Origin of the sequence: Caldicellulosiruptor acetigenus (assembly GCF_026914305.1) — a bacterium.
Taxonomy (GTDB): Bacteria; Bacillota; Thermoanaerobacteria; order Caldicellulosiruptorales; family Caldicellulosiruptoraceae; genus Caldicellulosiruptor; species Caldicellulosiruptor acetigenus.
In genome coordinates this window covers 1,382,229-1,406,993 of record NZ_CP113866.1, presented here as the reverse complement: position 1 = coordinate 1,406,993, position 24,765 = coordinate 1,382,229, and the positions used below count along the sequence as shown (strand labels likewise).

Sequence of the window (24,765 nt, the reverse complement as noted above, 5' to 3'; positions counted from 1 at the left end):
GAATTTTTATGTATATAACACATCAAAAAGAGGGAGATATATGGAAAAGTTGAAAGTAGTGATTGCAGATGATAACAGACAATTTAACATGCTTTTAACAGAAGTTTTCAATTCCCAGCCAGATTTTCTGGTGGTTGGCAATTCGTATGATGGTGTTGAAACCTTGAAAGTTGTTGAAGAAAAGAAACCAGACCTTTTGATGCTGGATATCATAATGCCATACCTTGATGGAATTGGTGTAATAGAAAATCTCTCAAGTGTGGAAAAACGTCCAAACATAATTGTCATCTCTGCAGTTGGTCAAGAAAATATTTCACAAAAAGCAATTAATATGGGAGCTCTGTACTACTTTGTTAAGCCCTTTGATTTGAATATTATGATAGAAAGAGTTAGACAACTTTTATTCAGCACATCTTCAAAGCCAGAGACTGTAGAGGTAAATTTCTCAAAACCTGCTGAGAAAAAACCTGTGAGCGAAGTGGACTTGGAAGCCGAGGTCACAGAAATTCTCAAAGAGATTGGAATCCCTGCGCATGTGAGAGGGTATCAGTTTTTGAGAGATGCAATTGTTGCAGCAACTATGGATGCTGACCTCTTAAGTGGTATCACAAAAGTTTTGTATCCTATGATTGCAGAGAAATACAACACAACACCAACCAGAGTGGAAAGAGCAATAAGACATGCGATAGAGATTTCATCAACAAGGGGCAAGGCAGACACACTTTATAAATATTTTGGGTATTCCACGTCACAGGATAAAGGAAAGCCTACTAACGCTGAATTTATAGCCATGATAAGCGACAAGTTAAGACTCAAGATAAAGAAGTCTTCCCAGGCAAAATAAACGAGGATTTAAAACAGGACAATTTACATACACTTTTAATATGGAGCAACAGTTTGATGTGAAAGCTAAAGTTTATGAAAAAAGGATTAATATATTCAGCAATCATCCTGACAGTGGGGTCACTTTTTGCAAAATTTGTTGGTGTATTCTTAAAACTTCCCCTTATAAACATTGTTGGTGATTATGGGATAGGGTTGTATCAGCTGCCTTATCCCATTTATACTACCGTTTTGACTTTCACAATGACTGGTTTTTCACTCGCAGTTTCAAAACAGATTTCCTCCTCTCATGCAGAAAAAGATTACAGGGCTTGTAAACTCACATTTTACACAGGTTTGAGTGTTATAACAGCTATTTCTTTTATATTTTCGCTTGCATATGTGCTTTTATCTAAAAAGATTATAGAAATCTTCAAGTGGCCACAAGAGGCTTATATTCCATACTTGTCTTTAGCTCCTGCACTTTTTCTTGTCTCTGTGCAAGCGTCGTACAGAGGGTATTTTAATGGTGTCAAAAAGATGTACATTACATCAATCTCGCAAATAATAGAGTCGATAGGACGGGTTTGTTTTGGACTTTTGTTTTGTATTTTGCTTTTAAGAAAAGGGGTCCATTTTTCGGTTGCAGGGGCACTTGCAGGAAGCAGTATAGGAGCTTTATTTTCTTTAATCTATCTTATTTTTGTACTGCAGAAAGATGAGATTATAAATAGTACCAAAAATAATGCCGAAAATAAAGAAGTATACCGTGATATAATCTTAGAATCCAAAAATATTCTTTTGCTTACTATTTATTTTTCGCTGTCGTCGCTTTTGATGTCAGTAATATCAATTGTTGACTCTTTGCTTTTTCCATATTTCATGCATATGAGAGGGTATCAGGATAGAATAATCTCACAGCTGTTTGGAATATTTTCAGGCAAGGCAATGACTCTTATACATGTTCCACTCACCTTCAGTGTGTCAATGGCTGTGAGCATAGTTTCATATGTTGTGGCTGCAAAACAGCAAAAAGAAAAAAGAGAGCTCATTTGCACTGCTTTTGAGTACATCATTCTTGTGACACTACCTTGTTGTGCAGCATTTTATTTTTTCTCTGATACCATATTCAAAATTGTATTTTTCAACGCTACTACAGGAGATAGCGTGCTAAAAATCTCTGCTTTTCTTACCATCTTAATCTCTCTTGTTCAGTTTACAACGTCGGTGCTGCAAGCAACTGGACATTTTATGGCACCTGTAAAAAGTATCCTAACAGGTGTGATTATAAAGATTATATGCATGTTTGTGTTTATCGTAATATACAATCTAAACATATCAGGGCTTGTCTTAGCTAATATCATGTGCTACTTTGTGGTGTTTGTGATAAACTTAGATAAGTTAAAATCCTTTGGTTTTGCCCATTTTAATATGTTAAAGATGTTTTATATTGTCCTTTCAAGTGCTATAATGGTTATTGTAGGCAGAATAATCCTTAACATTCTCAAAACCTCTGTCTTTATCGAAGGTGTAGTTATGATAACTTGTTGTGCATGCGTATATTTTATGTGTGCTTTTATGTTAGGTATATTGAAAGTTTCAACAATAAAAGAATTTTTCTTTGAGGTGAAAAGAAAATGAAGATAGGAATAATTGGCTGTGGAAACATGGCAAGTTCAATCGCATATTCAATAAAACAATCTATTGAAGCTCAACTTTTTTGCTATGACATAGACATTGACAAGGCAAACAGGTTTTCACAAGTTTATGGTGCTATCAGGGTCAATAGTGAAATTGAGACTGTAGAAAGCAGCAGCATAATCATAATTGCTGTAAAGCCAAAAGACATCTTTGATGTGCTTGAGAAAATAAAAGATGGCATCTCTGAAAAGATAATAGTCTCTATTGCAGCGGGGATTTCGATTTCAAAAATTAAAGAGGTTGTAGGAGAAAAAAAGATAGTTCGAGTTATGCCTAATATAAATATAAGCGTGCAGAAAGGCGTTATGGGAATATGTTTTTCTGAAATGGTATCAGCTGATGAGAAAGAAAAAATACTCAACCTTTTCAAAAGTATGGGTGAGGTTATAGCTACTGATGAAAAACATATGGATGCAATAACAGCCTTGTTTGGAAGTGGTCCAGCATTTGTTGCACACTTTATTGAAAGCTGCGTAGATGCAGCAGTCAAACTCGGATTTTCAAGACAAGAAAGTTTAAACTTGGTCTTAACGTTGTTTGAAGGTACTGTTGTTAACATGAAAAATAATATGTTAACTACACAACAGATAAAGGATATGGTAACATCTCCTGGAGGTACAACAATTGAAGGGCTTGTGGAGTTTGAAAGAAGAGCGGTAAAAGGGGCAATAATAGATGGGATACTCAAGGCATATGAAAGAGCCAAAAATATATTGTAGGTGTTAAAGTGATGAAAGAAGTTACAATTTACACCGACGGTGCTTGCAGCGGAAATCCTGGACCAGGCGGTTGGTGTGCTATACTCATATACAAAGGAATCAAGAAGGTGTTAAAAGGTTTTGAAAGGTACACAACCAATAACAGAATGGAGCTCAAAGCGGTTGTGGAAGCTCTAAAGGCATTGAAGGAACCGTGCAAAGTAGTAATCTATTCAGACTCTGCTTATATTGTAAATGCTGTCAATCAAAATTGGATAGAAAGATGGCAGAAAAATGGATGGAAGACATCTGAAAATGAAGAGGTCAAAAACATTGATTTGTGGAATGAGCTCATAGAACTTCTAAAAATTCACAAAGTAACTTTTGAGAAAGTTAAGGGTCACGCTGACAACGAACTTAACAATCTTTGTGACCAGATTGCAAGAAGTATGATAAAAGGGGAGCAGTAAACAAAGTGTTTGAAATAAAAAAAGGGATTGTGACAAGAAATTTAAATACTGCAGGGTTTTGCCAGTATGTTGAAGTAAAATATCAAGACGGCGATGTAGGTATTGCTATAAACTTTTTAGATATAAATCACGAGGTAAAAGAGGGACAAGAAGTTTTGGTGAACACAACAGCAAGAGTGCTTCAGCTTGGGACTGGCGGATATGATTATATTTTGCCTTTTGAGGCTTTTAAAAATCTGTCAAAAGGTCATATAATGAAGCTCAGATACACACCACTGCAATTTTCTGTGTTGACAGAAGAAGAAAAAAATCCTGACCTTTTTGATAAAGTCCCAAATTTTAATGATATAATTGTTATTGTATGTGAGCTTCACAGCATGCTTTTGCCTCTATGTATTTACCTTAAAGAAAAAGTAAAAGGAATAAAGATTTCTGTCATATTAAACGATTGGGGAATGTTAAATGCAAAGCTTTCACATAACTTAGAGTTTTTAAAGGAAAACAAATTTGTAGACTACATAATAACATGCCAGGAAGCATTCAATGGTGAATTTGAATGTATAAACGAAATAAATTCTCTCATTTTTTCTCAAAGCTTGGGATGTGATGTTGCTATAATTTCTCCCCTGCCCGGAATTGTGGGAACAGGGACAAAGTTTGGGTTTACAAGTTACAAGGCTGTACATGTTATTGAGGACGTAGTGAGGTTTGGCGGTAGAGTAGTGTTTCCTGTGAGAGTATCGAAAAATGAAAAAAGACAGCGGCACAGATTCATAAGTCATCATTCTCTTACAATATTAAATTATGTCAATTGTTTAGTAGAAATTCCAATTTTTGATTTTGAGGATAAAATATTTTTCGCAAAAATATATAAGACATTAAACAATTACCGTGCAAAGCATACTGTAGCTGTGGTAAACGAAATAGATAAAATGATAGTTGAAAAATATAAGTCAATCATGAGCACAATGGGGAGAAGTTATGAGCAAGATTGTGAATACTTTTTAGAACTTTTTGCTACAGCTGAATATGTCTCGACAAAACTTAAAAGGAGATGAAGAATAAAGATGGATTTTTATGAAAAGACCATAGATTCTACATTGATATATGACGGTTCATTTATATCATTAAAAGTGGACAAAGTTTTACTTCCAAACGGCAATATCTCTCAGCGTGCTATTGTACTTCACTCGGGTGCAGCTGTAGTTGTTCCTGTCGATGATGAGAACAACGTCATCTTTGTAAAACAGTTTCGAAAACCAATTGAAAAGGTAATAATAGAACTTCCTGCAGGCAAACTTGACAAAGATGAAAATCCACTTGAATGTGCCAAAAGAGAGCTTGAAGAAGAAACAGGTTATAAAGCAAGAGAATTAATAAAACTTACTGAGATTTATACAACGCCGGGATTTTCAAACGAAGTGATACATGTGTACCTTGCAACAGGCCTTTACAAAGGAGAGGCTCATACAGATGCTGACGAGTTTGTTGAAGTACTAAATATTAAGATGGCTGATGCTATTTTGATGGTCAAAAAAGGTGAGATTAGGGATGCAAAGACAATAATAGGACTTCTTCTTGCAAATATGTATTTGCAGGAGCAAGGTCTGGTAAAATGAGGGTATATGCTGATTTGCATGTCCACATAGGATTTTCTAATGGGAGGTATATAAAGGTACCTTCTTCAAAAACCCTTACACTTGAGAATATTATAAAAACAGCAAAAGATGAAAAAGGACTTAATGTGATTGGTATTGTCGATTTTTTATGTAAGGATGTAATTGAAGAAACTGATAAGCTATTAGATAAAGGAAAGCTTGAATTGAAAGATGGAAGCTTGTATTCTGAAAGGCTTTTGATAATACCTGCAGCCGAGATTGAATTGAGGTTTTGTTCAAATGATTTTCACTGTCTTGTCTTTTTCGAAGATTATGAAAAGTTAAAAGACTTCAGAAAAATAATTAAGACCTACTTTAATCAAATTGATTTTAGCTGTCCGGTTTTCAGAGGCCAAATTAGCGATTTTGAAAGGATTGTATCATCTTTTGGACTTTTAGCTGTCCCTGCACATGCATTTACGCCATATAAAGGTTTTTATTCAGCAGCACAAAGAGTTGAGGAAGTTTTCAGAGATATAGAGGTTTTTTCAATAGAGCTTGGTCTTTCTGCAGACTCAAAAATGGTAAGTTATCTTTGCGATGTCCAAAAAAGGAGTCTGCTTTCTAACTCAGACGCTCATTCTCTAAAAAATATTGCAAGAGAGTTTAATGAAATTGAGGTTGAAAATGTTTCTGCAAAGGATGTTATAAAAAGTATAAAAGAAAACAGAGTAGTTGCAAACTATGGCATAAACCCAAAACTTGGAAAATATCATAAATCGTATTGCAATAGATGTAACAGTTCATTTAATCTGAAAAGCCAAAATTCTGCATTGTGTCCGTTTTGCAAAAGTAGAGACATTGTAATTGGTGTTGAGGATAGGATCTCATGGCTTTACAAGACAGAAAATCCGGTTGAAAAACCGCCTTATTTTTACACTTTCCCTTTTGAACTTGTACAGGGATTTGGACAAAAAACAATCAAAAAAATAATTGACGTTTTTGAAAATGAAATAAACTTTATTAAATCTCTAAATAATGGTACTTTTAAGAATTATAATATTGATGAAAATGTAGTTCAAAAACTTGTAAGATTTATAAATCAAGACTACACCGTTAAATTTGGCGCTGGAGGACATTTTGGAAGAATTATATTTGAATAAACTGGGTGATGACTTATGGTTGACAAAGAGACGCTCAAAAAAAATATTGAGGATGTAATGGAAAGAATTGAAATGGCTTGTTTAAGAGCTGGTAGAAAGCCAGATGAGGTAAGCCTGCTTGGTGCAACCAAAGGGGTAGATGTCGAGACTATAAAGCTTGCAAACCAGTTTGGTCTAAAGATTTTTGGTGAGAACAGGGTACAAGAATTTTTGCCAAAGTTTCAAGAACTTCCTTATCTTGAATGGCATTTTATAGGAAGGCTTCAAACAAACAAGATTAAATACATTTACGATAAAGTAAGTCTCATTCATTCAATTGATAGTCCTCAGCAAATTGATGAACTTGAAAAAAGATGCACAAAAGCAGGAAAAACGTGCAGTGTACTTATAGAAATAAACATAGGTGGTGAAGAGTCAAAGGGTGGAATAAATCCAGAAAAAGTAGACCATTTAATTGAAAAAATCATAAATTGTCCACATGTTATTCTTAAGGGTTTTATGACAATACCTCCAATCGAAGATGATGACATGAAATTGAGAGGCTACTTTAGAAAGATGAAAGAAATCTTTGAAAAATACAAGAAATTAAATTATAATAATGTTAACATTGAAGTGCTGTCGATGGGTATGAGTGGTGACTTTGAGGTGGCAATAGAAGAAGGTGCCACCTTGGTTAGAATAGGAACTAAAATCTTTGGGGAAAGACCAAAAAAATAATAAGGGAGGTTTTTTGGTCATGTTTGATAACCTTCAAAGAAAATTTTTAAACCTTATTGGCATTGAGATTGAAGAGGAGGACAAGCCTCAGGACATCTCAAAAACAAAAGAGGAAAATGCAAAACCAAAGCATGAAACACCAAAGGTTGTGACAATCGGAAAAGCAAATCAGACAGAAGTTACAGTGTACAATCTCAAACTCTTTGATGAGGTTGTTAAAGTTTGCGATGCTCTGAGAGAAAACAAGATAGTTGTTTTCAATTTAGAACAAGTAGCAGAGGAGCATATACAAAGAATAATTGATTTTGTAAGCGGGGCTGTTTATGTTCTGGATGCTAAGATTCATAAGGTGAGTAAAAAGATATTTGTTGTTGTTCCAAGAAGTATTGATTTAGAAGTTGATGAACAGCTCAAAGAAGAGTTCAGGTCAAAAGGTGTATTTGCCTGGTTGAAGTAATCAAGACAAAATTTTTGGGGGAGTTATATGATAAGATTTTTATTTGGACTTGCAGACAAGGCAATTTCGTTTGTGGAGTTTTGTATAATAGTTGATGCAATCTTATCATGGGTGATAGTTGACCCATACAATAAATACAGGAGGATATTAGGTACTATTGTAAATCCTATCCTTGACCCTGTGAGGAGGGTAGCTTCGCGATACATTCGGATAGGTTTTATTGACTTTTCTCCTATGATTGCTATAATTCTTTTAGAAGTTTTAAGATGGCTTTTGCGACTACTTCTCATAATATTGATATGAAAAATGGGGCAGCAGGCTATGACTTATATTCCCGAAGAGAACAAACATGAAGTGCTGAAACTCAAAAACTTGATAGAAAAGCTTAGCTGGGGAATTGAATATTCTGACTTTCTTTCCCCGTTTGCAATAAAGTATGCAGTCGAGGTCCTATTAAAAAATCAAAATCACATTCTACACAGATGTTGGGGCGGGTATGAAGGCAGCGAAAGAAATATATTGGCTATTTTTAGCAGTGATTTTGAAGAATATGCAGAAAATCTCACATATCCAATACAAACAATTTTAATTGAAGCTAAGAATAACCTTTCTCACAGACAAATTTTGGGTAGTCTTATTGGAAACGGACTCAAAAGAGACAAGATAGGTGATATTCTGGTAAAAGAAAATAGCGCGCTTGTGTTTGTAAAAGATGAAATTGCAACATATATTGTAACAAATATAGACAAAATTGGCAAAGAGAAAGTAAAATGCAGTATTGTTGAAAATGGTCAAATCGATATAAAATGGTTTATCAACAATAGCAGTAAAAGAATTGTTTATACAGTTGCATCGCTTAGAGTTGACAGTGTGATAAGCCACGGTTTTGGAATTTCAAGAGAAGAAGCAGCAGATTTAATCAGACAGATGAAAGTAGCAGTCAACTGGGTCTACATTGATAAACCTTCGTATGCTGTTAAGGAAGGGGATTTGCTCTCGGTACGACATCATGGACGACTCAAAATCGAAAAGGTATTGTCCACTACAAAAAAGGGAAGAATTAGTATAGAAGTTTTTAGATTTTCATAATTTTTATGCGGAGGTAAAATATTGATGTTAACCCCTCAAGATATTGAATCTAAGACCTTTAAAAGGGTGTATATAGGCGGGTACAGTGTTGAAGAGGTAGAAGAGTTTTTAGACCAGGTTTTAAAAGATTATGAGGCTTTGTACAAGGAAAACTTAGAGCTCAAAGACAAGATTGCGCTTTTGAATGAGAACATTCAAAACTATAAGACAATTGAGGAGACGCTTCAAAACACGTTGATTGTTGCACAGTCAACTGCAGAGGAGATTAAAAAGGTCGCATATCAAAAGGCTGAGACAATAATCAAAGAAGCCGAGATGAAGGCTTCAAAGATGATAGAAGAAGCAAATAGCAAAGTTTTGCAAATAACATATGAATATGGGGAGCTTAAGAAGAGATATCAACTTTTTCTTAACAAGTTCAGGAATTTACTACAAACTGAACTTAGTGCACTTGAAATGGTAGACAAAGAACTACAAAACGACTAATATTTTTAGCAGGGGGATGAAACAGGAGATGGACTGGAGTCAAACATTGAACTTACCAAAAACAGATTTTCCAATGAGAGCAAACTTGGCACAAAGAGAGCCTCAATTTCTAAAGTTCTGGCAAGAAAATGATATTTTCAAAAAGATGCTCGAAAAAAATAAAAATAATAAAAAGTTTATTCTTCATGACGGACCACCTTATGCAAACGGCGACATTCATTTGGGCCATGCCCTGAACAAAGTTTTAAAAGACATAGTAAACAAGTACAAATCATTGCAAGGCTACTACACACCTTATATTCCTGGGTGGGACACACACGGTCTTCCAATTGAACAACAGGTTATCAAAAAGTTTGGTGTAAACAGGCATGAAGTTGACCCAGTAGAGTTTAGGAAAAAGTGTAAAGAGTTTGCCCTCAACTATATTGACATCCAAAGAGAACAGTTCAAAAGACTTGGCGTGTTTGGTGAATGGGAAAATCCTTATATGACTTTAGACCCAAAATTCGAGGCAAGACAAATTCGTGTATTTGGAGAAATGGCTAAAAAAGGTTATATCTATAAAGGTCTAAAACCTGTTTACTGGTGTCCGTCTTGCGAAACTGCATTGGCAGAAGCAGAGATTGAGTATCAAGAGGACAGGACATACTCTATTTATGTTAAGTTTGAAGTGATCGACGACAAAGGATTGTTTTCAAATTTGCCCATAGGAGATAAAAAGGTATACATTGTAATTTGGACAACCACAACATGGACACTTCCGGGCAACCTTGCCATTGCTTTAAATGCTGATTTTGACTATAGTTTGGTTGATATTGGAAATGAGATATTAGTTGTGGCATCTGAGCTTGTAGAAAGAGTAATGAAGACAAATAAAATTGAGCAGTACCAGGAAATTGCAAGGTTTAAAGGCAAAGATTTAGAATATGTAAAATGCAAACATCCGTTTTTGGATAGAAGCTCTCTGGTAATTTTAGGTGAGCATGTAACTTTAGAAGCAGGAACAGGTTGTGTTCACACAGCACCCGGGCATGGTGAAGAGGACTTTGAGGTTTGTCAGAGGTATAATATACCTGTAATTGTTCCAGTTGACAATAAAGGGTATTTAACAAAAGAAGCTGGCAAATTTGCAGGCCTCTTTTATGAAGATTCAAACAAAGAGATTGCAAAGGAGTTGGAAGCTTCAGGTCATCTTCTTGGTGTTGAAAAGATAACTCACCAGTATCCTCACTGCTGGAGATGTAAAAATCCTGTCATATTCAGAGCAACCGAGCAGTGGTTTGCTTCAGTCAAAGGTTTTAGAGAAGAGGCATTAAAGGCTGTAGATGATGTCAAGTGGGTACCAGAGTGGGGAAGAGATAGAATTTACAATATGATTGCAGACAGGCAAGACTGGTGTATCTCAAGGCAGAGAATCTGGGGTGTGCCAATCCCAATCTTCTATTGCAAAAATTGTAGGAAAGAGCTTATAACCGATGAGACAATTGACCATATAGCAAAGATATTTGAAAAAGAGGGTTCTGATGCGTGGTTCTCAAAGGATGTAAAAGAGCTTTTGCCGGAAGGTATAAAATGTCCAAGCTGTGGGTGTGAGGAATTTGAAAAAGAAACTGACATCATGGATGTGTGGTTTGACTCTGGCTCATCTCATGCATATGTTCTTGAGAGCCGAGAAGATTTAGAGTGGCCATGTGACATGTACTTAGAAGGAAATGACCAGTACAGAGGGTGGTTCCAATCATCACTCTTGACTGCTGTTGCAACAAAGGGAAGAGCTCCTTACAAGATTGTTTTGACACATGGGTTTGTAGTTGATGGCGAAGGGAAGAAAATGTCAAAGTCAGAAGGCAATGTAATATCGCCGTTTGATATCATCAATGAGTTTGGTGCAGATATCTTAAGGCTTTGGTGTGTTTCAGCTGACTACACAACCGATATGAGAATTTCAAAGGAGATTATAAAACAGCTAACAGAAATCTACAGAAAGATTAGAAACACAGCAAGATTCTTGCTCGGCAATCTTTATGACTTTAATCCAAAGACAGACAAGGTAGGATATGAAGACTTGAAAGAAATTGATAGGTGGGCGCTTCAGAGGCTGTATATGCTGATTGAAAAGGTGACAAAAGCGTACGAAGAGTATGATTACAATCAGGTATATCATCTTGTTCATAACTTCTGTGTAATTGACATGAGCAACCTTTATCTGGATATAAACAAAGATAGACTCTATGCATCAAAAAGTGAAAGCCTTGACAGAAGGTCTGCCCAGACTGTCATGTACGAAATACTTGTTGCGCTCACAAAACTTATTGCACCAATTTTGTCCTTCACAGCAGAAGAAATTTGGCAGAATATTGCTTTCAAAGAAGAAGACGCTGAATCAGTGTTCTTAACAAGCTGGCCAAAGATTGACGAATGTATATTAAAAGATGAAACCTTGAGAGAAAAGTGGAATAAAATAATTGAAATAAAAGACATTGTTGCAAAACAGCTTGAGATTGCAAGAAATGAAAAGCTTATTGGGAGTTCACTGGACAGCAAAGTAAAGATTTTTGCAAAAGGCATTGATAAGAGGTTTATAGAAGAAAACAAAGACATCATTCAGGAAGTGTTAATTGTTTCTCAGCTTGAGGTTGAAGAAGGCGATGACAACCAGATTAAAGTGGAGGTTTACAAGGCTGATGGTTCAAAGTGTGAACGATGTTGGAAATTCGATATGATGGTTGGAAAGAATGAAGAAAGTTTAAATGTATGTCCAAGGTGCTATGAGGTTGTAAAAGGTAAATAACGTAAAGAAAATGAGCCGGTGTACAAAAAATGCCGGCTTGTCTTTTATTTTTATAAAATCTGCAAAAAAGGATGGGTAGGATGGAAGACAGGATTTACTTAAATTTAAAAAGGGAAGAAAAAAACATTCCAATTGTCTTTGTTGAGAGAATAGAAAAAATTGGAGAATATCTTGCATCTTTTAACTGCTCAAATCTTGTCATATTTACTGACAAGTTGGTCTACAAGCTCTACAAAGATTTTATTGATAGCCTGCAGCACTCTTACCTTTACCTTTTTGATGAAGGTGAGGAGTCAAAGTCAATAGAGTCTTACCTGAAAGCCATTGATTATCTTTTGGATAGCAATGTAGACAGAAGAGCATTGTTTGTTGCAATTGGTGGCGGGGTTGTTGGTGATGTAGTAGGGTTTATAGCATCTACATATAAACGTGGTGTGAGGCTCATTCACATTCCAACAACTCTTCTTTCAATGGTTGATAGTAGTATTGGTGGTAAAACAGGAATCAACTACAAGTTATATAAAAATCAAATTGGAACATTTTATCAACCTGAGATGATAATAATTTGCCCTCAGTTTTTAGGAACACTTCCAAAAAGCGAAGTTTTATCTGGAATTGGTGAAATAATAAAATATGGTTTTACCTTAGACAAAAGTATATTGGATATGAAAGATAGATTTGAAAATGATGTTTTTGAGATTTTTCAAGATAAAATACTTGCTATGCAGTTGATAAAGAAATCTATTAACTGTAAAGTTAAAGTTGTTGAAAAGGATGAAAAAGAATCACTTTTGAGAGAAGTTCTGAATTTTGGCCACACAGTAGGTCATGCATTAGAGACGTATTACAATTACTATTTTTCTCATGGTATATTCGTTATTTTGGGAATGGTTGCTGAGATGATACTTTCAAACATTCTGTTTAATTTTGATTTATCAAACTTAGATTTTTTAATAAGAATTTTGGAGAAGAATAGTATAAAACTTCCTCAAAGATTTGAGAAGAGCCAAATTATCTCAATTATGAAGTATGACAAGAAGAATATAAATGCTTCTATAAGAATGGTTTTATTAAAAGATGTATGTGATTATGTTTTAGGTTACGAAACTAAAGAGGATACTTTATATGAAGCACTGGACAAATTCGAAAAAGTTATTTTTTAGAATTCATTACAAAAATGACTTTTTAAAAGTATATTTTTGAAAACTTATTTTACAGCATATAGGGAGAGCATCAAGTTAAAAACTAAAAATTGTAAAGAAGGGGCTATCTTTGAAACTTTTTAGCTAGCCCCTTGTAGCTTATTTCTTGATGAGCGAATTTAAAGAAATCTCTTTTGGTACCACTTTATGACTAACAAGTGCTATATTTTTACCATTCCATATAGGTTCAAATTTATACATTTTTTGGTCTTTGATACTGTATACCGCAACGTTATACTTTACTTTTTTATTTTTGACTTCCTTTTCGCTAAAAATAAGATAGTTATTGCCAAAAAAATTAACTGAATCATACTGTACCACACTATTTGTAGAAGATATTGTAAATAATGTTTCAAATGAATTTTTATTTCTATTTAATTTCATAACTCTTATTAAATTTTTTTCAGGATATGATGCTTCTTTTATGGATTGTATATCTGTTATAAAAGCAAATATTCCATTTGGTGCTATATCAAAATGTTGTCTTGGCGGATATGGTAAATTGTTAATAGCAGGATATAAAGTGGTATCTATTATTTCTAAATTATTTTTATCAAACCATACAATTTTGTATGGATAGGTAGGAAGATAAAGGACTTTTTCATTGTTTTTATTATATTCTTTAAATTTACTCTCTTGAATCCAGGTGATAAAAATAAGTCGATTATTAATTTCAGATGGTGCAAATTGAATCATGTTAATTTGTGAATTCTTAGGAACAACAATAAGACTATTAGTATCAATTTCTTTTGTTATTTTTTTAGTTTTGATATTCCATATTTGGATACTAAGCTTACCGTTAGGTTTATGGGGAACATTATAAATTAATAAAAGTTCGTTATTCAGCCAATGTATAAAAAATTGCTCACTAAAATCCTTTGTAAGCCAATCTTCTTTTTTTGTTTTGAGATCTACAAGTAAAATATTCTGCGCATCTCTTTCTTTGTTCCACGTTGAAATTGCCATACATTTACCATCAGACGAGATAACTGCTTCTGGATTTAGTCCTCTTCCACCTTTCCAAACAAGGTGTAAAGTAGGTCTTTCCCCTTGTAATAGTTCTTGTATATTCCAAGCAAATATTGCATTTTGGTTTACTCCAAAGGAAGATTTTAACCATGTGCAAGAAAGGATTAAATTATCATTTCTGTTCGTACAATCAACAGGAATGTTGCTATTTGTGACAAAAAAACATACTAATATAATTAAACTTACTATTAGCTTATTTTTCATTTTCATCCCTCTTCTTTCAGAGATTCAACCGACCAATCGGGTAAATGAATAACTTCACCACCATAATCATCATAAATTATTTCTATCAATAAATTGCCGGTTTTATTATATGATACCCATTTTTTGGTTTTACCATTTTTGTCGATACAAATTTCTTCATATCCACCATTTGAAAAATAATTTTTTCTTATCTTCTCCCCATTTTGAGATGGAATTAACTTATGTTTTTAAAGTTACTATGCCACTTTTGTTGTTCTCAGATGTATTTTCAGCAGCAACGATATTCAAGTTGTACAGAATAGGAAATAACACCAGAAGTAAAATTAATACTGTGGTTTTCAGAATTTTACAATTATTAATTTTTCTAATTTGCATTACAAATCAACTCCTTTGAATATAAGCATCAATAATCTTTTACTAATAATACAAAAGTAAAATCCTACAATTCCGCCTATTGTATTCGCTATAATATCGTCTATGTCAAAACATCTGCCAGAATTGTTTGTCATTATCATACTAATTAACTGCAATACTTCTATGCATAAAGAAAATGAAAAACTATAATATGTTACTTTTTTTAATGGGCAATCTTTCCTTATTATTGGTAGCAAAAAGCCGAATGGTAAAAATAAAATAATATTATACCCAAAAGTTTTAAATATTATTTCAAAAGTAGGTAGTAAGTATTCTTTTATATTATACCCTGCTCTTGATGCTTCTCTTAATGCTTCAATTCTCTTTATTAAAAAATAAAATGGAACTAAGTTATACTGTACTTTAGTAATGTCTATTTTAAATGGCAATTTGATTGGAAATTGTGTAATTATCATAACTACAAATATATATCCAGCGAAAATAATCTTTACAGCTCTTTGCTTATACTTTTGAAGCATTACCTGTACTCCTTCAGTATAAAAGATTGAAATTTAAGTCTTCTATATTTTCATAACTTTTATAATAAATCAAGGCTTGTATACTATAAAGTCTCCTGACTCATAATAACCAGTATTAAAATTAAACTCAATATAATAATCTTTATTTGGAGTTACAGTAAAAGAAATAGTTTGCCAACCTTTATTAGTAATAATATATTGAGGGGATGTTTTCTTCCCTGAACTATCCACTAAGTATACTGGAATAGATGCATAAGCATTGCTTAAAGGATTTGTCCTATTGATAGCATCTGACTTATTTAAATACATTCCAAAGCAAGCATCAATTTTAATAGTATTGCCACTTGTTTTAACCCACTTGTCACTATATAATATCCCTGATGCCCATACTACAGTACCATTATAACTTTCTCGGTCTAAGTTCACAGTTTGATTTGAAGAGCTTGGAGGATTAACTCCGAAGGGTTGATTTTTCTCATCGATATCTACTGTTGACTGAGAGAGGCTTTGGATATCTTCTTGTGTTTGCGAAGCTGCAAAAATAAATGCATTCGAAAGTATACATATCCAAAGGCAAATTACTAAACAAAACATTTTTTTCATGCATAACCCTCCAAAAATAATTATTGTTTTTTTAGCCTTTTGCAGAAACGCTCAATATGAGCGTTATCAAGTATTTTAAACTGCCGAAAAATTGAATAATCATCCTCTAACTTTTATTTTTGCAAACGGCTGAGATTGAAAATATAATCCCTATTACAATTTTACCCATTAATTTTCAAACATTTTCGACTCACCTCTTGAGTAGTTTCTTTATTTTGCTATTATTATACCACGCATGTAGAAACACTACAATTGTAAGATTAGACAAAAAAACAAGTACATTCTCTCAATTTATTGGTAAAATATTATATTATCAGTTCCAATAACTATTTTTCGACATTGAGGAAACGAAAGATATGTTTAAGGTTGAATCTTTTTATAAAAAAGTTTCAAAAAAATTCTTTTAAAAACCTCTTTACAAATTAATTTTACTGCTGTAAAATATAATTGTAATTACAATTGTAAAAGGAGAGTGAAGTAAATGAACAATGATTTGTTAAAGCCATCAGAGGCTGAGTTAGAAGTGATGAAGGTTTTGTGGGAAGAAGGAAAGCCATTGAGTGCACCAGAGATAGTGCAAAGGTTAAAAGAAAAAGACATCAAATGGGAAAAGTCAACCATTTACACGTTGATTGACAGGCTTGTAAAGAAGAAAATAATAAAGCAAGAGAAAAAGGATAAACTTTACTACTACAGTCCATCAATTAGCAAAGAAGAATATGCAAAAATAGAAACAGCAAGGGTATTGAATAAGCTATTTAACGGTTCTGTAAAAGATTTAATAGCAGCATTAGTTGAAAGTGGAAACTTAAAAAAAGAAGAGTTTGAGGAGATTAAGAAGTTATTAGGAAAAGAGGAGTAGAGATGAGATGAATATAGAAGTTATATTCAAATGGGTTTTGACAATGACAATAGGTGGTAGCATAGCTGTTTTGATATTTGCTACCTTGAGCAAAATCTTTAAAGAGAATTTGAGTGCAAGGGTAAAGTATTATATTTGGATGGTAGGGCTTTTTTGTTTTACTATTCCATGGAATGTATTGGCTAAATTAGGTATGAAAGATATTAAGATATTAAATCAAAGTACTATATTAGACGACAGCAGTTATATAACCTCAAAACTCAGTAACAACAATGTATTAAACTTGCAAATAACAGGGAATATAGCAAGAGGTAGGGCTTTAATTGCCCTGCCTTATAAAAATATTAGTTATTTTAACCCTGAAAAATTAGTAGAATTTATTGGTTATGTTTGGCTTGTAGGTGCCATAGTATTTTTTGTATGGTTTTTGATAAGGTACATTTGGTTTAAACTGGTACTTATAAGAAATTCACGAGAATGTTCAAATGAATATTGCAGTAGGATGATTGAAAGGTATTGCAATCTAAGAAAAATTTCAAGAAAGATAAAGGTATTAGAAAGTGATATTGTCCAAACACCTATGTTGATTGGAATAATTACTCCGATCTTAGTAATACCTATAAAGGATATAGCAAGAGAAGATTTAAGATTAATCATGAGGCATGAACTTGTACATTTCAAGAGAAAAGATGTACTTATTAAATGGCTAAGCAAATTAATAAATGCACTTCATTGGTTTAACCCCTTAGTATATTTTGCTGTTTCAAAGCTAAATAGAGAATGCGAATATTCATGTGACGAAGAGGTAATAAGAAAACTTAAGAAAAATGGTAAAAGAAGGTACGCAGAAGTACTTTACAACACTCTTTTGATGAGTGTGAGCAGTGAAGCAGGTGCAGGATTTGGTTTGGTAGGTAAGAATGAGAGTATTGCCGAAAGGTTTAGGCTAATTATGAGTTTTGAGTCAAGGAAAATGAGCAAAAGAGCAAAAGTGTTTGTTGTAATGTTAGTATTGACAACAATATTTCTCAATGCATTTGTTCAAATTTGGGCAAAAGATATTTTGAGTCTTGATAGCAGTGAAATAGAGGCAATCAAATCAACCATAGAAGGATTTTATGAAACGCAGTACAAATCTTATCTTCAAATGGAGTATATAGATATAACACCGTACTTGGATATGTCAAAGATACAGAATCAAAATAAGGTAATAGCTCTCAAAAAATTGGTGTTCAGAAGAAAATATATAGACGAAAAAAAGTACTGTTATGTTGAGAAGAGACATTTTCCATATGAACTTCATTATAAGAACATAGAGCTTGATGGCAACAAAGCCAAAGTAGTTATTGACTTAGAGATAAAACTAAAAGAAGCATATCCGCCGTTTATTTCATATGGAGAAAATATTTTTGAATTAGAAAAGCAGGATGGGACATGGAAAATTACAAAGCATATCTATGATAAATGGGCCTTAATGTTCTATGAATTCTCTACTGACCAAAAGTTACCAGAACCTGATTATGAGCAAATAAAAAAGCAAATAGATAGGGAGTTTAGAATTGAGTAATAACTTACATGATGATATTTAAAAATGGAGGCGAAAAGTTATGTCGTACATTCTTATTTTCAATAGTTCCTGATTAAACAGAAGATAATAGTTTCAAATAATTTATTATTTAATTTAATCTGAAAATCATATAGAAACTAAAAGAAGGGGGATATTTTAAATGAGAAAAATTGTATTGATTTTATTATGCTTCATTCTAATAATGCCAAATTCCATTGCCTATGCAAACTTATATTTTTTAAAAAACTCTGAAGAAGATAACATAAAAAACATTATCGAATCTTTTTACAATACTCAGTACGATGCATATTTACAAATGGAACATAAGGATATAACACCTTACCTTGATATGACTAAAATACAAAATCAAAACAAAGTAATAGCTCTGAAAAATTTAACAGCAAGAAGAAAGTATATTTATCAAAAAGGTTATTGTTACATCGAAAAGAGACGATTTCCATTAGAGTTCAATTACAAAGCTATTGATATAAACGGTAATCAAGCAAGCGTCATATTAGAAATAAAATTAGATGGACAGAATGCATATCCACCTTTTATTTGTGGTGGCGAAAATATATTTAAGTTAATAAAAATGGAAAATAGCTGGAAAATTACAGAACATGATTATGAAGATCTAAGTTTCTATGAAATTTCAAAAGAAAAATTAATAAGAGAATTTCAACCGAAAGAATTAGCTGAAATGATTGATCAGGAATTTTCTCCAGATTCGAAGAAAGTATATAAAAACTTCAATGATGTTGAATTGAAAAGTAATGTTAGTATTCTTAGTTTGCCAGCAGTAAATCATTATTATAGTACATCAAGGGCTGTTGAATATGCAAACAAATACGTATATAACCGTAATACCAAGTTTTATGATGCAACCGCTGGAGGAGGAGATTGCACAAACTTTGCATCTCAAGTTTTATGGTATGGATTTGGAGCAAATGATACTACGAATGATATATTAAATAAGGTGATGATGGTTCCTGGTTCATATGAAGAAGGATGGTATGCAGGTCCTGGTGGAGGCTCACGAAATTGGGAGAATGTTGAAGCTTTCTGGAGTTATATGACAAGCTATAAATCTATTGACACACCTGGTCCACGCGTTGTTGTAGTAGACAGTATAAATTCATTAGATAATGGTGGAATAATGCAAATTGATTATTATAACGATGGGAGATTTGATCATACTGCAATTCTTGTAGACAAAATTACACGGAAATTTGCACAACATACTGAAAATTGTTATCGCTATTATTCTGATTATGAAGGTAATAAAAGATTTTTCAATCCATATTATTTTAGAGAAATAGAATAAGAATACAACAAATACAATATTATTTCCCACTATCTTCATAGATTGCACACCTTCAGAAATTGAATTAATATAAATATTTCCTTAATATTCTTAATGTTTTTCTGAAGGTGTGCCCTTATTGTTGTTATTAAAAAATTATAAAATGGGAGGCGAATACATTTTGAAAATAAAAAAAGTTATTCCATATTTTTTATTACTCGTACTAATTATACTGAATATAACCGGATGTTCAAGAAATAATTTTCCGAAAAAAGAGGACAAATACACTAAAACACAAAAAATAGCTATTTCAGCGTTATCAGATACTTTTTCTATGTGTAAAACAAAAAAGTTTAATTTGCTTAAATACAAAAAATATGATAATTGGCATTTATTTTTATTTTATATGACTACCGATAATTCACCCCAATATTTGTTATGTTTGGTTGAAAACAATAAAGCGTTATGGTATGCATCTGCTGGGTATCCAGCAATGAGTATGGGATTTGGAGTAAATCGGGTCAAATACAAAGGTAAAAGCATTTATTTTTGCAACCTAAATACTTCCACTTGGATACCATCAACAGGCGCACGAAAGCCTACTAATTACACTAAAATGGTATTTGAATTTGAAAATGGGACAAAACTAATAGAAAATGTAAAAGGTGATAAGGGATATATTGTTATTGTAGACGGTTATAAAAAGCTAAAAGACTTAATCTTATATAACGCAAAAGGAGAAATAGTAAATAGATACGAAGATATAGGTTATGACTGTTATGAGTGTAAGGTAGTTGGGTTTAAATCGAAATAACTCTTACTTTTTGATTAATTACCAAAGTTTAAAGTATATTCAAGGATGCTTTTTAAAGTTTGTTTCATGTTTAAAAAAACAAACTAAAAGATTATATATGAGGTTTTATATATACAGCTTTACAAATTAAATGATCTGAAAAATATTTTAAAACTTCTTTACAAGTCAATTTTACAGATGTATAATATAGGTGTAACTACAAATATAAAATAATATCGGTTATATTAATAAATATGAGTAAAAAAATATTCTTACCATTAGGAATTAAAGTTGAAGGCTTTGAAAATTTTGATTGTTTCAATAACATAGGCTTTAACCTTCTTGAGCGCTTAAGAGGGTGTGCAAATAAAAATAAAGGAGGGCATTTACTATGAAAAATTTCAAAAAAATAATAACTTATTTGACAGTTTGCAGTCTGGTTCTAGTATCGATTTTATCCTTTTCAACTGTCAAAAGCAAAGCACTTGGAAGTGGAGAAGAAAAAGACAAACTATGGTTTTCAAACTTTGAAAAAGTTGTTAGTATTCCTGTATCTGAAAAATGGATTGAATATGTTTCAGATATGACTGGAACAGGAGGACCAGATGCTTTTGATGTCAAAGGTGATAAAGTGTATATTGTTGATAATGCGCATCACAGAATTTTAATTTACAACAAGATTTCCGGTGAATTTATTGAAGAAGTTAAATTTCCTGAAAGTATAATATGGGTGTCCAATATATCAGTTGATGGAAAAGGAAATTTATATTTATTGGGTGGAAGTTATAATGGAAACTGTCTTGTAACGATAACAAGTGGCAAAATTAGAATTAGTAGCTTGCCAGATACTCAGCAAAGAGGTAGTTGTATAACAATTTCAGGTTTTGGTTCTGACGAAAATGGACCATATGTTGTATATGCAGATTTGAAAGAAACAAGAACATTGAAATTTGGGAATGGAACAGACAAGACAAATAACTTGGATGCAGGTAAACCAGAGAGTGCTACAGTTGTTGAAGAGAAAAAAGGCTCTTTAGCACGTGATAAAGCTATATGGAAACTCAATATTCAAGGTATGAAACGTTTAGGTGGTCAGGTTATAACACCAGATGGAGAGGTTGTGACTGTTGCTTTTCCTTCACAGTATCAATTAGGAACAAATGGTTATATGGGAACAATTGGCAACATAGTATATTGGAAATTAGAAGATGGTAAAAGCTATGCGATTGTAGGTTATGATAAAAAAACTGGGGAGATAGATAGAGCCATAAAAATACCTTTAGATGTTTACAGTGTTATTCCTGAAAAAGGCTTTCTAATAGAAGGTAATGATGTTTATGTTTTGATACCATCTCAAGAAAATGTCTATGTACTTAAAGTAGCTTCTTGGCAGTCTGCTGATGAGTTTATGAAAGAAATAGAAAAAAATGATAGGATTTCAGTAAATTCATCAGAAAAATTGAATGAACAAACAAAGAGTCAAGTTTCAATTGATGGAGATATAGTAGTAGCTACTTCTGTTGTAACAGTACCAAGGTCTCAAATGATTTCAACAGCGCAGAACTATCAGTGGCACCAGTGGTACTGCAGCAAAGTAAATTATGATGGTTCTAATTTGAGTGCAAGCAATCGACAATATTGGCAAAGACCTCGCTTTATAACTAATTATAATACAAATTATTATCAAGTTCCTTATTGCTGGGGTGGTTTTAGTTCATTATCTGGTTTTGACAATGAAATTCAACAAGGATATGCAGCTGGAAATGTTAATACAAACGCACCTGGTTATATAGATAAAACAACAGGTGTTGATTGTTCTGGATTTGTAAGTAGATGTTGGGGGTTATCAAGGCATTATCATACTTCAGAATTCCCCAAAATAGCTAGACAATTAAATAGTTATTATGAATTACAACAAGGTGATATTTTATTAAAAAACAGTAGTGGATCTGGGCATGTTAGATTATTCTACACGTCAAATTCATCTGGTCAATTTGTGGTTTATGAAAGTACTATATCGATAGTTAATGGCAACTATACTGATAGAGTTATATCTATGGGATATACGTTTAATGAGTTAGTTAGTAATGGTTATCAAGCATATTCACCCTATTAATTTAAAATTGATGATAGTATTCTTGGAGGTAAATTCATTGAAAGAAAAATTAAACATGTGTAGTAAAAAAAGTGTAAAGTTTAATATCTTTGTATATGTCTCTATATGCTTAATAATTATAGGCATGATTTTTTTTGTTATAAATGCTCTAATAAGAAATGCTTCAGAACAGATAGGCTATATTGAGAGGTTTGAGAAAACCGAAAATGGTGACTTTTTTGCTTTATTTTATGGCAAAATATGGCATAGCAGTGGTAAAGAAGATTTGATCTTCAAAGTCAAAATGAGCCGCAATAAAATAAAAGGTTTAGATTATTTTTCTGTACGCTTGTTTGCATGGGGAAAAAATCAGGTAGCTTATTGTGGTGAGGATTTGAAAGAGTTAATTTTAGTTGATTACACAACTAAAAAAGAAGTTTATCGAAACCGAATGCCAGAGATGATAAAATATATCAGTGCTAATAAACAAACAGGTGAGTTTGTTATTGCCACTGAAAAAAGGTTGTATCTTTTGAAATCAGAGTATGTTCCAAAAAACAAAATATATACTTTTTCACTAAAACAAATTGCAAGAGGTTCATTTTGCTGGCCAGTTCTCTCACCAAACGGAAAGTATATTGCCTGTGGTGAGATGGATAACAAAGAAAATGATGCTGCCACATCGCTGGTTGTAATTGACTTGAACAAAAACAGCAAGAAGAAGCTACTTTCCGAAAGATTTGGAGATATGCCAATTAATAATGTTTACAGAATTATTTACTCTATTGCATGGAGCAAAGATAGCAGATATGTTGCTATCAGCACTTCAACTCCTGCTGATCCATCATATATTTGGGTTTCTGTTGCTGACATATCAACAGGAAAAACAATGGAATTTACAAAGAATACTGGGCTGTGCTCTCCGCCTGTAAATTCTTTTTCAGAAGATAAATTTATTTTCTCACAGGGAAGTCCGGGATATAAAGAATTTGGTGACTATTCTACTATCAAAGAACCTTTTAGAGCAAAGTTAGTACTATTAAATATTAAAAGTGGAAGTTTAGAATATATTAGCGGAATTCCAAAAAATATAAATGCCTACTGGCCTGTTATTGGTTTAGATGGAATATACTTTACTGATAAAGGCGGATACTTTTTAAGTGAAGAAGGGTGTTCAATTTACAAGCTAAAAAGCAAAAGAGTAGTTCAGTTATTTAAAGTTAGAGGAAATTTGGTGAGTTATGATACTATTCGAATATATTAGAGCTGACAAACAACAATCACCAAATTTCCTCTTTAAAACAAGTTTTAAATAAGTCAGATAAAATCTATTTTAAATTCAACGTATTGTAAGATTATACGGAAAGTTGGCTATCATAGACGAAGATTTATAATCACAAATACAAAAAAGTGGTGATTCAGTGCAAAAATTCTAAGATTCTTGTTTGTTTTTTGAGTGTAATTAAAATGAGAAAAAGTTGAGTCTTTATAATTGTGTAAAAAGGGATTGAGCCACCAGACTACAGCAAAAAACTATCTATTATAGTAAAAATAGAATTTGTGTCCATATTATATTTTATAGGGACTGTTTATCAGTTATTGTTTGAAAAATCGCTTATGATCCATTTGTTTTTAATTTTCTCAACCAAGAGAACCATTTTTTTAATATCACCATAAGGGTCAGCTGGATTTATGGTATAAGAGTCTGTGAAGCAGTACACAAAATAAAAATATCCTTTTTTGTACCAAATAACGGTTTGCTTGGGGTCAGCAGGTTCTACCTTATAGTAACAGGTATAAGTATCTTGTGTAGGTTGGGGAAAGAGTATTTTTAGGACTTTCTCAGATACAAATGAATATATATCTTTGTTTGAAGCAAGGCCAAGGATGCTTTTGTGATTGGCTTCATTTAGCACAGCTTTAATAATTTTATAATGTACTTGCCTTTCTGCTTTTACTTTACTTATGTTGCTGTCCACAGTTGAGTTGTTTATATTCTTTTCTTCAACAACGGGTAAAACTGAGATGATATCTGCTATAAATTTCTTCTTGTTTTTTATAATATGAATTCTCTCGGAGCTATTGTCTTCTGGCTTATGCTTATTTAAGATTGTGTCAGCCTTAATGTGAGAGATTTTTAAACTAATACTTAATAATACCAATGATCCAATGAGAATTAAAGAAAATATTACCATTGAATTACGAAATATTTTTTGCATTTA

Annotated in this window: 25 protein-coding genes; 20 read left to right on the top strand and 5 right to left on the bottom strand. The window is 32.7% G+C overall.

The window, feature by feature from the left end; all coding sequences use genetic code 11:
- Positions 1-40: 40 nt before the first annotated feature.
- From spo0A to aroB, 14 genes are all read left to right on the top strand, one after another.
- Positions 41-844 (top strand): sporulation transcription factor Spo0A, encoded by an 804-nt coding sequence (gene spo0A, locus OTK01_RS06965; RefSeq protein WP_029227598.1) that lies wholly within the window; start codon positions 41-43, stop codon positions 842-844.
- Positions 845-918: 74 nt separating this feature from the next.
- Positions 919-2,463, top strand: a complete 1,545-nt coding sequence (locus OTK01_RS06960; RefSeq protein WP_029227599.1) for a putative polysaccharide biosynthesis protein — start codon at positions 919-921, stop codon at positions 2,461-2,463.
- A complete protein-coding gene (gene proC / locus OTK01_RS06955) occupies positions 2,460-3,242 on the top strand; it encodes a pyrroline-5-carboxylate reductase (protein WP_029227600.1) in 783 nt (260 codons plus the stop codon). Before OTK01_RS06960 ends, proC begins: the two co-directional genes overlap by 4 nt.
- 11 nt (positions 3,243-3,253) lie before the next feature.
- Positions 3,254-3,691: a ribonuclease HI gene (gene rnhA / locus OTK01_RS06950; protein WP_029227601.1), complete on the top strand. Its 438-nt coding sequence runs from the start codon at positions 3,254-3,256 to the stop codon at positions 3,689-3,691.
- 5 nt (positions 3,692-3,696) lie between these two features.
- Complete coding sequence (locus OTK01_RS06945) at positions 3,697-4,749, top strand: DUF3866 family protein (protein ID WP_029227602.1); 1,053 nt, start codon at positions 3,697-3,699, stop codon at positions 4,747-4,749.
- A 9-nt stretch (positions 4,750-4,758) separates the two neighbouring features.
- Complete coding sequence (locus tag OTK01_RS06940) at positions 4,759-5,310, top strand: NUDIX domain-containing protein (protein ID WP_013432619.1); 552 nt, start codon at positions 4,759-4,761, stop codon at positions 5,308-5,310.
- Entirely contained in the window at positions 5,307-6,452 is a 1,146-nt protein-coding gene (locus OTK01_RS06935) for an endonuclease Q family protein (protein WP_029227603.1), read from the top strand. Before OTK01_RS06940 ends, OTK01_RS06935 begins: the two co-directional genes overlap by 4 nt.
- A gap of 15 nt (positions 6,453-6,467) precedes the next feature.
- Positions 6,468-7,169 carry a YggS family pyridoxal phosphate-dependent enzyme gene (locus tag OTK01_RS06930; RefSeq protein ID WP_029227604.1) on the top strand — a complete coding sequence of 234 codons (702 nt, stop codon included), beginning with the start codon at positions 6,468-6,470 and terminating at the stop codon, positions 7,167-7,169.
- A gap of 19 nt (positions 7,170-7,188) precedes the next feature.
- On the top strand, positions 7,189-7,626 hold the full coding sequence (locus OTK01_RS06925) for a cell division protein SepF (RefSeq protein ID WP_013403272.1): 438 nt from the start codon (positions 7,189-7,191) through the stop codon (positions 7,624-7,626).
- Positions 7,627-7,653: 27 nt separating this feature from the next.
- Positions 7,654-7,929 (top strand): YggT family protein, encoded by a 276-nt coding sequence (locus OTK01_RS06920; protein WP_013412077.1) that lies wholly within the window; start codon positions 7,654-7,656, stop codon positions 7,927-7,929.
- A gap of 3 nt (positions 7,930-7,932) precedes the next feature.
- Positions 7,933-8,715, top strand: coding sequence for a YlmH family RNA-binding protein (locus OTK01_RS06915; RefSeq protein ID WP_029227605.1), 783 nt, complete (start codon positions 7,933-7,935; stop codon positions 8,713-8,715).
- A 24-nt stretch (positions 8,716-8,739) separates the two neighbouring features.
- Complete coding sequence (locus OTK01_RS06910; protein WP_013290501.1) at positions 8,740-9,201, top strand: DivIVA domain-containing protein; 462 nt, start codon at positions 8,740-8,742, stop codon at positions 9,199-9,201.
- A gap of 28 nt (positions 9,202-9,229) precedes the next feature.
- Positions 9,230-11,992 carry an isoleucine--tRNA ligase gene (ileS, locus tag OTK01_RS06905; RefSeq protein ID WP_029227606.1) on the top strand — a complete coding sequence of 921 codons (2,763 nt, stop codon included), beginning with the start codon at positions 9,230-9,232 and terminating at the stop codon, positions 11,990-11,992.
- 80 nt (positions 11,993-12,072) lie between these two features.
- Positions 12,073-13,155: a 3-dehydroquinate synthase gene (gene aroB / locus OTK01_RS06900; RefSeq protein ID WP_029227607.1), complete on the top strand. Its 1,083-nt coding sequence runs from the start codon at positions 12,073-12,075 to the stop codon at positions 13,153-13,155.
- A gap of 138 nt (positions 13,156-13,293) precedes the next feature.
- Here aroB and OTK01_RS06895 read toward each other — a convergent pair whose 3' ends face one another.
- The 4 genes from OTK01_RS06895 to OTK01_RS06880 all read right to left on the bottom strand — a co-directional run bounded on the left by OTK01_RS06895 (position 13,294) and on the right by OTK01_RS06880 (position 15,923).
- Complete coding sequence (locus OTK01_RS06895; protein WP_232841632.1) at positions 13,294-14,427, bottom strand: hypothetical protein; 1,134 nt, start codon at positions 14,425-14,427, stop codon at positions 13,294-13,296.
- Positions 14,428-14,646: 219 nt separating this feature from the next.
- A complete protein-coding gene (locus OTK01_RS06890) occupies positions 14,647-14,802 on the bottom strand; it encodes a hypothetical protein (RefSeq protein ID WP_156844437.1) in 156 nt (51 codons plus the stop codon).
- Positions 14,802-15,320: a VanZ family protein gene (locus tag OTK01_RS06885; protein WP_029227608.1), complete on the bottom strand. Its 519-nt coding sequence runs from the start codon at positions 15,318-15,320 to the stop codon at positions 14,802-14,804. Before OTK01_RS06885 ends, OTK01_RS06890 begins: the two co-directional genes overlap by 1 nt.
- A gap of 69 nt (positions 15,321-15,389) precedes the next feature.
- Positions 15,390-15,923, bottom strand: a complete 534-nt coding sequence (locus OTK01_RS06880) for a hypothetical protein (protein ID WP_029227609.1) — start codon at positions 15,921-15,923, stop codon at positions 15,390-15,392.
- 481 nt (positions 15,924-16,404) lie between these two features.
- Between OTK01_RS06880 and OTK01_RS06875 the strand changes: the two genes are divergently transcribed.
- From OTK01_RS06875 to OTK01_RS06850, 6 genes are all read left to right on the top strand, one after another.
- Positions 16,405-16,785, top strand: a complete 381-nt coding sequence (locus tag OTK01_RS06875; protein WP_013432630.1) for a BlaI/MecI/CopY family transcriptional regulator — start codon at positions 16,405-16,407, stop codon at positions 16,783-16,785.
- A gap of 7 nt (positions 16,786-16,792) precedes the next feature.
- Positions 16,793-18,352 carry a M56 family metallopeptidase gene (locus tag OTK01_RS06870; RefSeq protein WP_029227610.1) on the top strand — a complete coding sequence of 520 codons (1,560 nt, stop codon included), beginning with the start codon at positions 16,793-16,795 and terminating at the stop codon, positions 18,350-18,352.
- A gap of 160 nt (positions 18,353-18,512) precedes the next feature.
- The gene (locus OTK01_RS06865; RefSeq protein ID WP_029227611.1) at positions 18,513-19,676 is read left to right on the top strand and encodes an amidase domain-containing protein; all 1,164 of its coding nucleotides are present in this window, start codon (positions 18,513-18,515) and stop codon (positions 19,674-19,676) included.
- 160 nt (positions 19,677-19,836) lie between these two features.
- Positions 19,837-20,469 (top strand): hypothetical protein, encoded by a 633-nt coding sequence (locus OTK01_RS06860; RefSeq protein ID WP_013432633.1) that lies wholly within the window; start codon positions 19,837-19,839, stop codon positions 20,467-20,469.
- A gap of 370 nt (positions 20,470-20,839) precedes the next feature.
- Positions 20,840-22,564, top strand: a complete 1,725-nt coding sequence (locus OTK01_RS06855) for an NHL repeat-containing protein (RefSeq protein ID WP_029227612.1) — start codon at positions 20,840-20,842, stop codon at positions 22,562-22,564.
- Positions 22,565-22,619: 55 nt separating this feature from the next.
- Complete coding sequence (locus tag OTK01_RS06850) at positions 22,620-23,807, top strand: hypothetical protein (RefSeq protein ID WP_029671833.1); 1,188 nt, start codon at positions 22,620-22,622, stop codon at positions 23,805-23,807.
- A 328-nt stretch (positions 23,808-24,135) separates the two neighbouring features.
- Here the strand turns inward: OTK01_RS06850 and OTK01_RS06845 are convergent, their stop codons facing one another.
- Entirely contained in the window at positions 24,136-24,762 is a 627-nt protein-coding gene (locus OTK01_RS06845; RefSeq protein WP_029227614.1) for a hypothetical protein, read from the bottom strand.
- Positions 24,763-24,765 lie beyond the last annotated feature (3 nt).